The organism is Pseudomonas sp. A014, from assembly GCF_052378495.1.
GTDB lineage: Bacteria > Pseudomonadota > Gammaproteobacteria > Pseudomonadales > Pseudomonadaceae > Aquipseudomonas > Aquipseudomonas machongensis.
On record NZ_CP199001.1, the window covers coordinates 4,030,806 to 4,045,740 of the forward strand.

The window sequence follows — 14,935 nt, forward strand, 5'->3', positions numbered from 1 at the left end:
CACAAAAAACCCGCCGAAGCGGGTTTTTTCATGAAGCTCGAACTCAGGCCGACAGCTCGACCAGCAGCTTGTTCAAGCGACGTACATACGCCGCCGGATCCTTCAGGCTGTCACCTGCAGCCAAGGCCGCCTGGTCGAACAGGATGTGCGACAGCTCCGAGAAGCGGTCCTCGCTCTGCTCGCTGTCGAGCTTCTCGATCAGCGGGTGAGTCGGGTTGAACTCGAAGATCGGCTTGGAATCCGGCACCTTCTGCCCGCTGGCCTCGAGGATCTGGCGCATCTGCAAGCCCAGGTCCTGCTCGCCAATGGCCAGGATCGCCGGGGAGTCGGTCAGGCGGTGGGAAACGCGGACTTCAGCCACGCTGTCACCCAGCGCACTCTTCAGACGCTCGACCAGCCCTTCCTTGTCCTTGGCGACTTCTTCCTGGGCCTTCTTGTCCTCTTCGGAATCCAGCTTGCCCAGGTCCAGGTCACCGCGGGCGACGTCGACGAAGCCCTTGCCATCGAACTCGCTCAGGTAGCTCATCAGCCACTCGTCGATGCGATCGGTCAGCAGCAGCACTTCGATGCCTTTCTTGCGGAAGACCTCCAGGTGCGGGCTGTTCTTGACCTGCGCATACGACTCGCCGGTGAGGTAGTAGATCTTGTCCTGGCCTTCCTTGGCGCGGGCCAGGTAGTCCGCCAGGCTGACGCTCTGTTCGCCGCTGTCGTCGTGGGTGGAGGCAAAGCGCAGCAGGCCTGCGATCTTCTCCTTGTTGGCGAAGTCTTCCGCCGGGCCTTCCTTCAGCACCTGGCCGAAGTTCTTCCAGAAGCCTTTGTACTGCTCGGGCTCGTTCTTGGCCAGCTTCTCCAGCATGTCCAATACGCGCTTGGTCAGGGCCGACTTCATCGAGTCGATGATCGGGTCTTTCTGCAGGATTTCACGCGACACGTTCAGCGACAGGTCGTTGGAGTCGACCACACCCTTGATGAAGCGCAGGTACAGCGGCAGGAACGACTCGGCCTGGTCCATGATGAACACGCGCTGCACATACAGCTTCAGGCCGCGCGGCGCTTCGCGCTGGTACAGGTCGAAGGGGGCGCGGGCCGGTACGTACAGCAGCGAGTTGTACTCGAGCTTGCCTTCGACCTTGTTGTGGCTCCAGGCCAGCGGGTTCTCGAAGTCATGGCCGATGTGTTTGTAGAACTCCTGGTATTCCTCGTCCTTGATCTCGGTACGCGAACGGGTCCACAGGGCGCTGGCGCGGTTGACGGTTTCCCATTCCTCGGCCGGCTGTTCTTCGCCTTCGGCGGCAGCAGCCTGCTCCTTGGGCAACTGGATCGGCAAGGCAATGTGGTCGGAGTACTTCTTGACCACGTTGCGCAGACGCCAGCCGTCGGCGAACTCCTGCTCGTCCTTCTTCAAGTGCAGGACGATGCGAGTGCCGCGCTGCGGCTTGTCGATGGTGGCGACTTCGAAGTCGCCCTCGCCTTTGGATGACCAGTGCACGCCTTCGGCTGCAGGTGCGCCGGCACGACGGCTGAAGACATCGACCTTGTCGGCGACGATGAAGGCAGAGTAGAAGCCCACACCGAACTGACCGATCAGGTGCGAGTCCTTCTTCTGGTCGCCGGTTAGGTTCTTCATGAAGTCGGCGGTGCCGGACTTGGCGATGGTACCCAGGTGCGCAATGACATCGGCGCGGCTCATGCCGATACCGTTGTCTTCCAGCGTCACGGTGCCAGCATCCTTGTCGAAGCTGACGCGAATCTTCAGATCGGCATCGCCTTCGAGCAGCTCAGGCTTGGCCAGGGCTTCGAAACGCAGCTTGTCGGCAGCGTCAGAGGCGTTGGAGATCAGCTCGCGCAGGAAGATCTCCTTGTTCGAGTACAGCGAATGGATCATGAGGTGCAGCAGTTGCTTCACCTCGGTCTGGAAGCCCAGGGTTTCTTTTTGAGTCTCCACACTCATCGTCTTCAAACTCCGATCTGTTGGTCATTGCACCCGACGGCAATTGCGCATGGCCGGGCAGATGTTCAGCAGATGGGGGCAGGTCCGACTATTTCAAGGGCTTATGCGGTTCGATCTTGAAATGCACCCGGGCAGTGGCGATAGGCGAGTCGCGATCGCCTTGCCAGGCGGTAATCGCCACGTTGGTCACTCGACGGCCCTGGCGCCATAGTTGGCACTGGGCATACGTGTCGCGGTAGTGCCCGGCGCGCAGGTAGTCGATGGAGAAATCGATGATCTTGGGAATGCTCAGGCTCTCGCTGAAAATCAGCAGATAGAGCGCTGCCGAAAGCTCCATGAAACCCGCAATGACGCCCCCATGGATGGCCGGCAGCAAAGGGTTGCCGATGTTGTCCTGATTGGCCGGCAGGCGGAACAGCAGATCATCGCCCTGGCGCTCGCATTCGATGCCGATCAGCCCGGCATAGGGAATCAGCGCCAGCAACGGCGCATAGTCGCCGCGGGCATGGGCCTGAGTCAGCTGCTTGCGAACTTCCTCGGGAATCATGCCCTGCCCTCCTTGAGGCCGCTGCCGAAACGGATACCACCACGGGCTTCCTGCCCAAGACGCATGAAGGTGCCGACCACCTGACAGATCGGCTGAGCAGGATCGTCCTGATAGGCCGTGCCGCGGGTGAAGATCACATCACGCGTGACGCGATAACACTGGGCATGGCCATGGATGTCCTTGCCAGGCTGCGCAGGATGCATATAGTCGATACGCAGGTCCAGGGTCGGGCAGACTTCGAACTGCGGCAGTACACATAGGGTGGCCATGCCGCAGGTGGTGTCCATCAGCGTGGTCAGCACGCCGCCATGGACAGCGCCAGTCTGTGGATTGCCAACGATCGCTGCCGACCAGGGCAGTATCAGGGTCATGCCCTCGGCATCAGCGTGATGGACACGCATCTGCAACACCTGGCAATGCCTGAGCGCTGAAAGAAAACGTCCAGCCATCGCCATCAAGGCCGTCTCACTCATGGTCCGCGTACTCCTTGCCGACTCGACATTTCACAAATCAACGGAAAAGTCGATATAGAACGGGGTGTTATATATCTGCAACCTGCGTTGAACTTATGGCTGGCGGATGGACTCGAAGGTTTCAAGTAAGTTATTCCACCAAGGAGAAACACCCCATGCGTAAACCTTTTGCTTTTGCTCTGATGCTGGCCGCTGCCATGGGCCTGGCTGCTTGCGACAAGGCGAGCGAAGACAAAGCCCAGGACGCACAGCAACATGCCGAGCAAGCCCAGGAGAAGATGGGCGAGGCTCAGGATAAAGTGAACGAGGCCGCCAAGGAAAACGCCGAAGCCGCCAAAGATCAGGCCGAAGCGCAGCAGAAAGCCGCCGAGGAAGCCCAGCCTTCCACTCCGGCACCTTCCACTGCTCCGGCCGAACCTGCCAAGCAGTAATTATGCTGAACGGAAAAACCCGACTCGCGTCGGGTTTTTTTGTGCCTGCAATTAACTGATGAAACGCTTCAGTTAGCGTCTATCAATTCATATTTACCGAAGAGTCCTTGCCCGCTTCGCTTTGCATACTTTCGGTGGGTGTGAAGACCATCACTTCCAGTACATGGGAATGGAACTCCCGGCGGTACAGAATGAATACGACTCCGATACTCAGCACCATGAACATCCACGGGCTGACGAACCAACTGAGCATGGCCATGCCAAAGTAATACGAGCGCAGCCCCAGGTTGAACTGGTTGGCCGCCAGCGAAAGCACTCTCGCCGCACGTGAAGCGAAGGCTTTGCGCTCCAACTCGCTGACCTGCCGCTCACCGATCATCGGCGCCGAACCCACCAACACCGCGGCGAAATTGTATTGGCGCATGCACCAACTGAAGGTGAAGAAGGCATAGACGAACACCAGCGCCAGGCACAGCAGCTTGATCTCCGACATCCCCTGCGAGGCCTGCTGCACCAGCGGCAGGTCGGCCAGCAGCGACAGCGCGCGATCGGAGGCGCCGAGCACGGTGAGGATACCTGCCAGGATGATCAGGGTGCTCGAGGCAAAAAACGAGGCATTGCGCTCCAGGTTGCCGATCACGCTGGCGTCGGCGATGCGGTTGTCGCGCAGCAACATACGGCGCATCCAATCTTCCCGGTAGAGATGCAGGACGCTGGCCAGGCACGCAGTGTCGCGCCCCTTCCAGGTGGCGTAGCGGGTGTAGCCGCCCCAGCATAGCGCGAACCAGGCGATGGCCAGCAGGTTGTGGAGATTGCTTTGGATGAAGGTCATGCAGGGTTTCCGAGGCCGGTGCATAGAGAGATTAGAGTCCGAATTCGACGCTGGCCATCGCCGAAAGGCACACTTGGGCTCTGAAAACCTCATTGCCAACAAAAAGCCCCGTATCCTTTCGGATACGGGGCTTCGGGTTCAAACACCCAGCAAGTGCCAATGGGCTTGTGGCCAGCACCTGCTGCAGGCTTCAACCCATCAGGCCAGCGCCTCGCGTGGCTTGCCGAGCAGACGGTCACAGACCACCGCCGCGGCCAGGGCGATCACCGAAGGTACCAGCCAGGCCAGGCCCTGCTCGCTCAGCGGCAAGTGCGCCACCGCGTCCGGCAGGATGTGCGCCAGGCTGCTGCCCTTGATCGCATCGACCATGCCGAACAGCAGCGAAACCAGCATGACCGGCGCAAGAATGCGTACAGGCGAGTTCCACAGGTCCTTCACGAAGCTCAGGCCCACGACCACGATGCATGGCGGGTAGATGGCGGTCAGCACCGGGATCGAGAACATGATCAGCTTGGTCAGGCCCAGGTTCGAGACCAGCAACGAGAAGCCTGCCAGGATCACCACCAGGGCGCGGTACGACAGCGGCAGGATCTGGCTGAAGTACTCGGCACAGGCACAGGTCAGGCCCACGGCAGTGACCAGGCAGGCCAGCGCGATCAGCACGGCCAGGAAACCACTGCCCAGCGAGCCGAAGGTGTGCTGCACGTAGGCATGCAGAACCGCAGCACCGTTGCTCGCATTCGCAGCGATCTCATGGCTGCCGGCGCCGAGGCGGAACAGGCTGATGTACACCAGGGCCAGGCCTACACCGGCGATCAGGCCGGCGATGATGGCATAGCGAGTGATCAGCTTGGGCGATTCCACACCGCGCGAGCGAATGGCGTTGACGATGACGATGCCGAACACCAGGGCACCGAGGGTATCCATGGTCAGGTAGCCATTGATGAAGCCTTGGGAGAACGGAGCTGCGACGTAAGCCGGCTGCGCGTCACCAATCGAGCCCGCTGGCAGCGCGAAGGCAGCAATGCCGAGCACCGCCAGGGCGATGATCTTCAACGGTGCCAGGAAGCGACCGACGGTATCGAGCAGCTTGCCCGGATACATCGACACGGCCAGCACCACAGCGAAGTACACCAGGCTGTAGATGAACAGCGCCAGCGGGCTTTCACCGGTCAGTGGCGCCACACCCACCTCGAACGAAACGGTCGCGGTGCGCGGGGTAGCGAACAGCGGGCCGACCGAGAGGTAGCAGACTGCCGCCAACAGGCCGCCGAAGAACTTGCCGATCGGGCTGCTCAGGGCATCCATCCCGCCACCGACCTTCGCCAGGGCAACCACGGTAATGACTGGCAGACCCACGGCGGTGACCAGGAAGCCCAGCGCCGCCATCCACACGTGCGGACCGGACTGCAGGCCAACGATAGGCGGGAAGATGATATTGCCCGCACCGACGAAAAGCGCGAACGTCATAAAGCCAAGCGCCAGGATATCCTGGCCTTTTAACACTTTCATTTAAGGAAGTACCACACTGCTGAAATCGGGATTCGAGAAGGGATTTCCACATGGATGAGGGAAATGCTGCCCGGCTTGATGAGCCAGACCCGTTTAGCGTGTCGTTCCCTTTTGGGGTACGGGCACAGAGTGAACGCGTAGGTTACAGAATTTGCCGGGCAAACGCACTGCAATGGTGCTGGTTGTCCGATGTGCGTATGTGTTTGTCGTCTGCGTGACCGAGGATGGCTGGATTATCCTCGGATTGAAACCATCGTCTGCTGGAAAAATCCTATGGGCCCGATCGAATAATCTGAGTTGTCATTTCCGGGCCCATCGCGGGACGACCCAGAACGACAAAGGCCACCCGAAGGTGGCCTCTGTGCGCGTGGGGGGTATAGCGTGTTACTTACTTCTTGGCTTCCCAGCCAGTCAGCTCGGCCAAGGCCTTGCCGATGTCAGCCAGGGAACGCACGGTCTTCACGCCAGCGTCCTGCAGTGCAGCGAATTTCTCGTCTGCAGTGCCTTTGCCGCCGGAGATGATGGCGCCAGCGTGGCCCATACGCTTGCCCGCAGGTGCGGTAACGCCAGCGATGTAGGAAACGACAGGCTTGGTGACGTTGGCCTTGATGTAGGCAGCAGCTTCTTCTTCAGCCGAACCGCCGATCTCACCGATCATGACGATCGCTTCGGTCTTCGGGTCTTCCTGGAACAGCTTCAGGATGTCGATGAAGTTGGAGCCTGGGATCGGGTCACCGCCGATGCCGACGCAGGTCGACTGGCCGAAGCCGGCGTCGGTGGTCTGCTTGACCGCTTCGTAGGTCAGGGTGCCGGAACGGGAAACGATACCGACCTTGCCTGGCAAGTGAATGTGACCTGGCATGATGCCGATCTTGCACTCGCCCGGAGTGATGACGCCTGGGCAGTTAGGGCCGATCAGGGTGACACCCAGCTCGTCGCACTTGACCTTGGCGTCCAGCATGTCGAGGGTAGGAATACCTTCGGTGATGCAGACGATTAGCTTGATGCCGCCAAAGGCCGCTTCCAGGATCGAGTCTTTGCAGAACGGAGCCGGAACGTAGATGACCGAAGCGTCAGCGCCGGTTGCTTCCACAGCTTCCTTGACGGTGTTGAACACCGGCAGGCCCAGGTGGGTGGTGCCACCCTTGCCTGGGGTGACGCCGCCGACCATCTTGGTGCCGTAGGCGATGGCTTGTTCGGAGTGGAAAGTGCCCTGCGAGCCGGTGAAGCCCTGGCAGATGACTTTGGTGTCTTTATTGATCAGGACGCTCATTACTTGCCCTCCGCAGCTTTGACAACTTGTTGAGCAGCGTCGGTCAGGCTGGTTGCCGCAATGATGTTCAAACCGCTTTCTGCCAGTACTTTAGCGCCCAGTTCGGCGTTGTTGCCTTCGAGGCGGACAACGACCGGTACTTTCACGCCGACTTCTTTCACTGCACCGATGATGCCTTCGGCAATCATGTCGCAACGAACGATACCACCGAAGATGTTGACCAGAACGGCCGCGACATTGCTGTCGGACAGGATGATCTTGAACGCTTCGGTAACGCGTTCCTTGGTAGCGCCGCCGCCAACGTCGAGGAAGTTGGCTGGCTTGCCGCCGTGCAGGTTGACGATGTCCATGGTACCCATGGCCAGACCGGCACCGTTGACCATGCAGCCGATGTTGCCTTCCAGCGCTACGTAGTTCAGTTCGAACTTGGCAGCGTGGGCTTCACGGGCGTCGTCCTGGGACGGGTCGTGGAAGGTCTTCAGCTTAGGCTGACGGTACATGGCGTTGGCATCGATGTTGATCTTGGCATCGAGGCAGTGCAGGTCGCCGTCGGCCTTGATCACCAGCGGGTTCACTTCCAGCAGGGCCAGGTCGTGATCCTTGAACAGCTTGGCCAGACCTACGAAGATCTTGGCGAACTGTTGTACTTGCTTGCCTTCCAGGCCCAGCTGGAATGCCAGCTCGCGACCCTGGAACGGCTGAGCGCCGACCAGCGGGTCGATGGTAGCCTTGAGGATCTTCTCAGGAGTTTCGTGAGCGACTTTCTCGATGTCCACGCCACCTTCGGTGGAAGCCATGAACACGATACGACGGCTCGAACGATCCACTACAGCGCCCAGGTACAGCTCTTTGGCGATGTCAGTGCAGGATTCGACCAGGATCTTGGAGACTGGCTGACCGTTGGCGTCAGTCTGGTAGGTAACCAGATTCTTGCCCAACCACTGCGCAGCGAACGCCTTGGCGTCTTCCTTGCTGCGAACCAGCTTGACGCCGCCCGCTTTACCGCGACCACCAGCGTGGACCTGGGCTTTGACAACCCACTCGGAACCGCCGATCTTGTCGCAGGCTTCTGCGGCTTGCTCAGGGGTATCTACAGCGAAACCCTTGGAAACTGGCAGGCCGTACTCAGCGAACAGCTGTTTACCCTGATACTCGTGAAGATTCATGCTTTTTACCGTCTTCGTTAGGTACTGCGCTTCGGCGCTGCGCTGTTTCCAGAGCCGCGCCACCTGTGACCGTTAACCCCGGATTTTTCCGGTGGCCCGGTCCGGCGGACATTCCGCGGTGGATCTTGCACGCAAGACCCACGACGGGCAGCCCGCCGTGGTTTTTATAATTAACGCTTCTTACGGTTGGCCACGTGAATGGCACCGCCATTCACAGCCAGCGCTGCTTCATGCAACGCTTCGGACAGGGTCGGATGGCTGAAGACCATCATGCCCAGGTCCTCGGCACTGGTGCCGAATTCCATTGCGATCGCGCCTTGCTGAACCAGCTCGGCAGCCGATGGGCCGATCACGTGAACACCCAGTACGCGGTCGGTCTTGGCATCGGCGATGACCTTGACGAAGCCACCGGTGTCGTTGGCAGCCATCGCACGGCCGCTGGCCGCGAACGGGAAGGTGCCCACGTTAACCTCAACGCCTTCGGCTTTCAATGCTTGTTCGGTCTTGCCGACCCACGCGATTTCCGGGTGGGTGTAGATAACCGAAGGGATCAGGTCGTAGTTCATCTGAGCCTTGTGGCCCTTGATGCGCTCGACGACCATGATGCCCTCTTCCGAGGCCTTGTGTGCCAGCATCATGCCGCGAACCACGTCGCCGATGGCGTAGACGCCCGGCACGCTGGTGGCGCAGTAGTCGTCGACGAAGATGTAGCCACGCTCGTCGATGTTCACACCGCTGTCGGCAGCCAGCAGATCAGTGGTCACAGGACGACGGCCGACCGCAACGATCAGCTTGTCGAAGACGATCTTCTGCTCGCCTTCGGCGTTGGTGTAGGTGACTTCGACTTCGTCGCCGTTGACTTTGGAGCCAGTGACGCGCGCGCCCAGCTTGATGTCCAGGCCTTGCTTGGTCAGGGTCTTCTGAGCTTCTTTCGAGACGGCGGTGTCGGCAGCCATCAGGAAGGTGTCCAGCGCTTCCAGCACGGTCACTTCAGCACCCAGGCGAGCCCAGACCGAGCCCAGCTCCAGGCCGATGACGCCAGCGCCGATCACGCCCAGGCGCTTGGGTACCGATTGGAATTCCAGGGCGCCGGTGGAGTCGACGATGACGTTCTGGTCGACCGGAGCCGGCGGAATGTCGATCGGACGCGAGCCGGAGGCCAGGATCACGTTCTCGGCTTCGATGACTTCGGTGGTACCGTCAGCCTTGGTGACTTCGACTTTCTTGCCAGCCAGCAGCTTGCCGTGGCCCTGGATCGAAGTAACGCCGTTGGCCTTGAACAGGGTGGCAACGCCACCGGTCAGGTTCTTGACGATGCCAGCCTTGCGGCCAACCATCGCGGCGACGTCCATCTTCACTTCGCCAGTGGAGATGCCGTGGACGTTGAAGCTTTCTTTTGCTTCCTTGTATTTCCAGGAGCTGTCCAGCAGCGCCTTGGAAGGAATGCAACCTACGTTCAGGCAGGTGCCGCCCAGGGCCAGCTTGCCCTCGGCGTCGGTGTACTTCTCGATACAGGCAGTCTTCAGACCAAGTTGGGCAGCCTTGATGGCAGCAACATAGCCGCCAGGACCCGCACCAATCACCACTACGTCGAATTTCTGGGTCATAAAAGATTCCTTATCAGCTTCAAGCTACAAGCCGCACGCGGCAAGGCGACCTGCTCCGGTCGGGAGCCTGTCGCCTGCAGCGTGCAGCTGCGTGATTAGATGTCCAGCAGCAGACGGGACGGATCTTCCAGCAGGTTCTTGATGGTCACCAGGAAGGTTACCGCTTCCTTGCCGTCGATCAGGCGGTGGTCATAGGACAGCGCCAGGTACATCATCGGGCGAATGACCACTTGGCCATTGATCGCCATCGGACGCTGGATGATGTTGTGCATACCCAGGATCGCGGCCTGCGGCGGGTTGACGATCGGGGTCGACATCATCGAGCCGAAGGTACCACCGTTGGTGATGGTGAAGGTACCGCCGGTCATCTCTTCGATCGACAGCTTGCCGTCACGGGCCTTCTTGCCGAAGGTGGCGATGCCGTTCTCGATCTCGGCCAGCGACATCGACTCGGCATTGCGCAGCACCGGTACCACCAGGCCACGGTCGCTGGAGACGGCAACGCCGACGTCCGCGTAGCCATGGTAGACGATGTCGTTGCCATCGATCGAAGCGTTGACTGCCGGGAAGCGCTTCAGCGCCTCGGTGGCAGCCTTGACGAAGAACGACATGAAGCCCAGGCGTACGCCGTTGTGGGTCTTCTCGAACAGGTCCTTGTACTTCGAACGCAGGGCCATGACTTCGGTCATGTCGACTTCGTTGAAGGTGGTCAGCATGGCCATGCTCGACTGGGCTTCGACCAGACGCTCGGCGATCTTGGCGCGCAGGCGGGTCATCGGCACGCGCTTCTCGGTGCGATCGCCAGCAGCGACGACAACCGGAGCAGCGGCAGCAGCAGCCGGCTTGGCAGCAGGTGCGGCAGGGGCCGACTTCTTGTTGGCGACTGCAGCCACCACATCTTCCTTGGTGATGCGACCGCCTTTACCGGTACCGGAAACGGTCGCCAGGTCGATGCCGTTCTCTTCGGCCAGCTTGCGCGCGGCAGGGGCGGCAACCGGGTCGTCTTCGCCAGCGTCGGCGCCAGCAGCGGCCGGAGCGGCAGCAGGAGCGGCGGCGGCAGCAGGAGCTGCAGCAGCAGTGCCACCTTCAACGATCGAACCCAGGACTTCGTCGGACAGGACGGTGTCGCCCTCGCCCTTGACGATGTCGCCCAGCACGCCATCGGCGGTGGCCAGGACTTCCAGGACGACCTTGTCGGTCTCGATGTCGACGATCAGCTCGTCACGCTTGACGGCTTCGCCCGGCTTCTTGTGCCAGGTGGCAACGGTGCCATCGGCAACCGATTCCGGGAAGGTTGGGGCTTTGATCTCGATAGCCATTATCAGTGTTTCCTTAAATTCGGTTTCAGGTGCGCGAAGGCATTAGACAGTGAACGCGTCTTGCAGCAGCTTTTCCTGCTGTTCGGCGTGCTTCGATGCGTAACCACAGGCTGGCGCGGCAGAAGCGTCGCGACCGGCGTACTCCAGGACCAGCGCCTTGTTGTGGCGGCCCAGGATACGGCGCATGTGATGCTGGCTGCTGTACCAGGCACCCTGGTTCATCGGCTCTTCCTGACACCACACTGCATGCTTGAGGTTGGTGTAAGGCGCCAGGATCTCGACCAGGTCGTCCTCAGGGAACGGATACAGCTGCTCGATACGCACGATGGCGATGTCTTCGCGGCCTTCGGCACGGCGTTTTTCCAGCAGGTCGTAGTAGACCTTGCCGCTGCACAGCACCAGGCGCTCGACCTTGGCCGGATCGATGGCATCGATTTCCGGGATCACGGTCTGGAACGAACCTTCTGCCAGATCTTCCAGCGTCGAGATGGCCAGCTTGTGGCGCAGCAGCGACTTTGGCGTCAGCACGATCAGCGGCTTGCGCAGCGGACGGATGACCTGACGACGCAGCAGGTGGTAGATCTGCGCCGGCGTGGTCGGTACGCACACCTGAATGTTGTGCTCGGCGCACAGCTGCAGGTAGCGCTCCAGACGCGCCGAGGAGTGCTCGGGACCCTGCCCTTCGTAGCCGTGTGGCAGCAGCATGGTCAGGCCGCACAGACGACCCCACTTGTGCTCGCCGCTGGTGATGAACTGGTCGATCACCACCTGCGCACCGTTGGCGAAGTCACCGAACTGAGCTTCCCAGATCACCAGCGCGTTCGGCGTGGTGGTGGAGTAGCCGTATTCGAAGGCCAGTACAGCTTCTTCAGAGAGGTAGGAGTCGTACAGTTCGAACTTCGGCTGGCCCGGGAACAGATTCTTCAGCGGAACGTAGGTGCTGGCGTCCTTCTGGTTGTGCAGCACCGCGTGACGGTGCGAGAAGGTGCCACGGCCGATGTCCTGGCCGGTCATGCGGATCGGGTGACCTTCGAACTGCAGAGTGGCGTAGGCCATGGTCTCTGCGTAACCCCAGTTGATCGGCAAGCCACCGGCCTGCATCTTCTGGCGATCTTCGTAGATCTTGGCGACCTGGCGCTGGACGACGAAACCTTCCGGCAGCTCGAGCAGCTTGGCCGACAGCTCCTGAAGGGTCTTGAGGTCGAAGCGCGTGTCGTGACGCGCGGTCCAGGCATGGCCCAGGTACGGACGCCAGTCGACGAACAGCTCGCGGTTCGGCTCCTTGACCAGGCTCTTGACCACGTGCAGGCCGTTGTCCAGCGCGTTGCGGTACTCGTCGATCTTGGCCTGAGCGCGCTCGGCGTCGATGCGACCGGCTTGAATCAGCGCGTCTGCGTACAGCTCACGGGTGGTGCGCTGCTTGGTGATCTGCTGGTACATCAGCGGCTGGGTGCCGTTCGGCTCGTCGGCCTCGTTGTGGCCGCGACGACGGTAGCAGACCAGGTCGATCACCACGTCACGCTTGAACTGCATGCGGTAGTCGATGGCCAATTGCGTCACGAACAGCACAGCTTCCGGATCGTCGCCGTTCACGTGCAGGATCGGCGCCTGGATCATCTTGGCCACGTCGGTGGCGTACTCGGTGGAGCGCGCGTCCAGCGGGTTGCTGATGGTGAAACCGACCTGGTTGTTGATCACGATGTGCACGGTACCGCCGGTCTTGAAACCGCGGGTCTGCGACATCTGGAAGGTTTCCATGACCACGCCCTGGCCTGCGAAGGCCGCGTCGCCGTGGATCGAGATCGGCAGGACCTTGTCGCCGACAGTGTCGTTGCGGCGGTCCTGGCGGGCACGAACCGAACCCTCTACCACTGGCGAGACGATTTCCAGGTGGGACGGGTTGAACGCCATTGCCAGGTGGACTTCACCACCAGGGGTCATGACGTTGCTGGAGAAGCCCTGGTGATACTTCACGTCACCGGAGCCCAGCTCGTTCATCTTCTTGCCTTCGAACTCGTCGAACAGCTCGCGCGGGTTCTTGCCGAAGGTGTTGACGAGCACGTTCAGACGGCCACGGTGGGCCATGCCGATCACGACTTCCTTGGTGCCGTAGGAGCCGGAACGCTGGATCATTTCGTCCAGCATCGGAATCAGGCTTTCGCCGCCTTCCAGACCGAAGCGCTTGGTACCCGGGTACTTGGTGCCCAGGTATTTCTCCAGGCCTTCACCCGCGGTAACGCGCTCGAGCAGGTGAGTCTGCACGTCAACGGAGAAATCAGGACGGCCACGAACGCTTTCGAGACGCTGCTGGAACCAGCTGCGCTGCTCGGAATCGACGATGTGGGTGAACTCGGCGCCAATGGTGCGACAATATGTCTTCTGCAGCGCCTCGAAGATTTCGCGTAGGCTCGCTTCCTCTTTGCCGATGAACAGGTCGCCGGCACGGAAGGTCGTATCAAGGTCGGCATTGGTCAAGCCGTAGTGATTGATCGACAGGTCTACAGGCGCAGGGCGCTGCCACAACCCCAACGGGTCGAGCTTGGCAGCCTGATGGCCGCGCATACGATAGGCCTGGATCAGTCGCAGCACTTCAACCTGCTTCTTCTCGTGTTCACTGCTCACGCTCCCGGCGGAAACCGGTTGGGCGCGGCGCTGGTTCTTTGCCAGCAGTACGAAATGGTCGCGGATCGTAGAGTGCGATACGTCGGTAGCGGTGCTGCCGTCGGCGGGCAACTTCTGGAAGTAGGTGCGCCACTCTTCTGGCACAGCGTTAGGGTCGTGCAGGTAGAGCTCGTAGAGCTCTTCCACATATGCAGCGTTACCACCTGAAAGGTGGGCGCTTTCCCACATGCGCTGCATCACGCTTTCTTGCATGCTTGGTCACCCTCGGTTAGGGGACGGATCGGCAAGAACCACGCAAACCTGGAAAAGTCCGAACACAGCGACTAACCACGCCACCTGGATCCTGCAGATTTTCCGGGTACCAGCCCGGAAGCCCCTGCTGGTCTCATATCTTCATAGGTAATGAGCGCGGGCTTTTTGGGCCCTTGCTCGGGTTTTACCTCGGCGCGGGCTCACCACCCGCGCTTCGGCTTACTGCTGGTGCAACATTTTTGAATCAGGTGCCGCTCTGCAGCAGCATGTTACGTACGTGGCCGATCGCCTTGGTCGGGTTCAGACCCTTCGGGCAGACGTTCACGCAGTTCATGATCCCGCGGCAGCGGAACACACTGAACGGGTCATCCAGCGACGCCAGACGCTCTTGCGTCTTGGTGTCACGGCTGTCGGCCAGGAAACGATAGGCCTGCAGCAACGCGGCGGGGCCCAGGAACTTGTCCGGGTTCCACCAGAACGATGGGCAGGAGGTCGAGCAGCAAGCGCACAGGATGCACTCGTACAGACCGTCCAGCTTGTCGCGATCTTCCGGCGACTGCAGACGCTCGATGGCCGGAGCCGGAGTGTCGTTCTGCAGGAATGGCTTCACCTTCTCGTACTGCTTGTAGAAGATGCTCATATCGACGACCAGGTCACGAATGACCGGCAAACCTGGCAGCGGACGCAGGACCAGCTTGTTGCCCTTGACCACACCCGAAAGCGGGGTGATGCAGGCCAGGCCGTTCTTGCCGTTCATGTTCATGCCATCGGAACCGCAAACGCCTTCACGGCAGGAGCGACGGTACGAGAAGCCCTCGTCCTTCTCCTTGATCAGCGCCAGTACGTCCAGCACCATCAGGTCCTTGCCACCGGTATCGACGTCGAACGACTCCATCTTGGGCGCCGAGTCGGTGTCCGGGTTGTAACGATAAACTTCGACTTTCAACATA

The 14,935-nt window shown here is 60.6% G+C and carries 12 protein-coding genes; 1 reads left to right on the forward strand and 11 read right to left on the reverse strand.

Annotated elements, in window-relative coordinates:
* Positions 1 to 43 precede the first annotated feature (43 nt).
* The 3 genes from htpG to ACTYOL_RS18755 all read right to left on the reverse strand — a co-directional run bounded on the left by htpG (position 44) and on the right by ACTYOL_RS18755 (position 2,971).
* Entirely contained in the window at positions 44 to 1,951 is a 1,908-nt protein-coding gene (gene htpG / locus ACTYOL_RS18745; protein ID WP_444756907.1) for a molecular chaperone HtpG, read from the reverse strand.
* A gap of 88 nt (positions 1,952 to 2,039) precedes the next feature.
* Positions 2,040 to 2,498 (reverse strand): PaaI family thioesterase, encoded by a 459-nt coding sequence (locus tag ACTYOL_RS18750; RefSeq protein WP_444756908.1) that lies wholly within the window; start codon positions 2,496 to 2,498, stop codon positions 2,040 to 2,042.
* Entirely contained in the window at positions 2,495 to 2,971 is a 477-nt protein-coding gene (locus ACTYOL_RS18755; protein WP_054894247.1) for a PaaI family thioesterase, read from the reverse strand. Before ACTYOL_RS18755 ends, ACTYOL_RS18750 begins: the two co-directional genes overlap by 4 nt.
* 155 nt (positions 2,972 to 3,126) lie before the next feature.
* Here ACTYOL_RS18755 and ACTYOL_RS18760 point away from each other — a divergent pair, with 155 nt between their 5' ends.
* Positions 3,127 to 3,402, forward strand: coding sequence for a hypothetical protein (locus ACTYOL_RS18760; protein WP_054894248.1), 276 nt, complete (start codon positions 3,127 to 3,129; stop codon positions 3,400 to 3,402).
* Positions 3,403 to 3,484: 82 nt separating this feature from the next.
* Here the strand turns inward: ACTYOL_RS18760 and ACTYOL_RS18765 are convergent, their stop codons facing one another.
* From ACTYOL_RS18765 to ACTYOL_RS18800, 8 genes are all read right to left on the reverse strand, one after another.
* Positions 3,485 to 4,234 (reverse strand): DUF599 domain-containing protein, encoded by a 750-nt coding sequence (locus ACTYOL_RS18765; RefSeq protein WP_444756909.1) that lies wholly within the window; start codon positions 4,232 to 4,234, stop codon positions 3,485 to 3,487.
* 198 nt (positions 4,235 to 4,432) lie between these two features.
* Complete coding sequence (brnQ, locus tag ACTYOL_RS18770) at positions 4,433 to 5,746, reverse strand: branched-chain amino acid transport system II carrier protein (protein WP_444756910.1); 1,314 nt, start codon at positions 5,744 to 5,746, stop codon at positions 4,433 to 4,435.
* A 388-nt stretch (positions 5,747 to 6,134) separates the two neighbouring features.
* Positions 6,135 to 7,019: a succinate--CoA ligase subunit alpha gene (sucD, locus tag ACTYOL_RS18775; protein ID WP_016393102.1), complete on the reverse strand. Its 885-nt coding sequence runs from the start codon at positions 7,017 to 7,019 to the stop codon at positions 6,135 to 6,137.
* On the reverse strand, positions 7,019 to 8,185 hold the full coding sequence (gene sucC / locus ACTYOL_RS18780) for an ADP-forming succinate--CoA ligase subunit beta (RefSeq protein WP_011534748.1): 1,167 nt from the start codon (positions 8,183 to 8,185) through the stop codon (positions 7,019 to 7,021). Before sucC ends, sucD begins: the two co-directional genes overlap by 1 nt.
* Before the next feature lie 170 nt (positions 8,186 to 8,355).
* Positions 8,356 to 9,792, reverse strand: a complete 1,437-nt coding sequence (gene lpdA, locus ACTYOL_RS18785; protein ID WP_054894251.1) for a dihydrolipoyl dehydrogenase — start codon at positions 9,790 to 9,792, stop codon at positions 8,356 to 8,358.
* Between the two features lie 95 nt (positions 9,793 to 9,887).
* A complete protein-coding gene (gene odhB / locus ACTYOL_RS18790; protein ID WP_054894252.1) occupies positions 9,888 to 11,111 on the reverse strand; it encodes a 2-oxoglutarate dehydrogenase complex dihydrolipoyllysine-residue succinyltransferase in 1,224 nt (407 codons plus the stop codon).
* Between the two features lie 42 nt (positions 11,112 to 11,153).
* Positions 11,154 to 13,985, reverse strand: coding sequence for a 2-oxoglutarate dehydrogenase E1 component (locus ACTYOL_RS18795; RefSeq protein WP_063545586.1), 2,832 nt, complete (start codon positions 13,983 to 13,985; stop codon positions 11,154 to 11,156).
* Between the two features lie 244 nt (positions 13,986 to 14,229).
* Positions 14,230 to 14,934 carry a succinate dehydrogenase iron-sulfur subunit gene (locus tag ACTYOL_RS18800; protein ID WP_012315348.1) on the reverse strand — a complete coding sequence of 235 codons (705 nt, stop codon included), beginning with the start codon at positions 14,932 to 14,934 and terminating at the stop codon, positions 14,230 to 14,232.
* Between the last annotated feature and the right edge of the window lies 1 nt (position 14,935).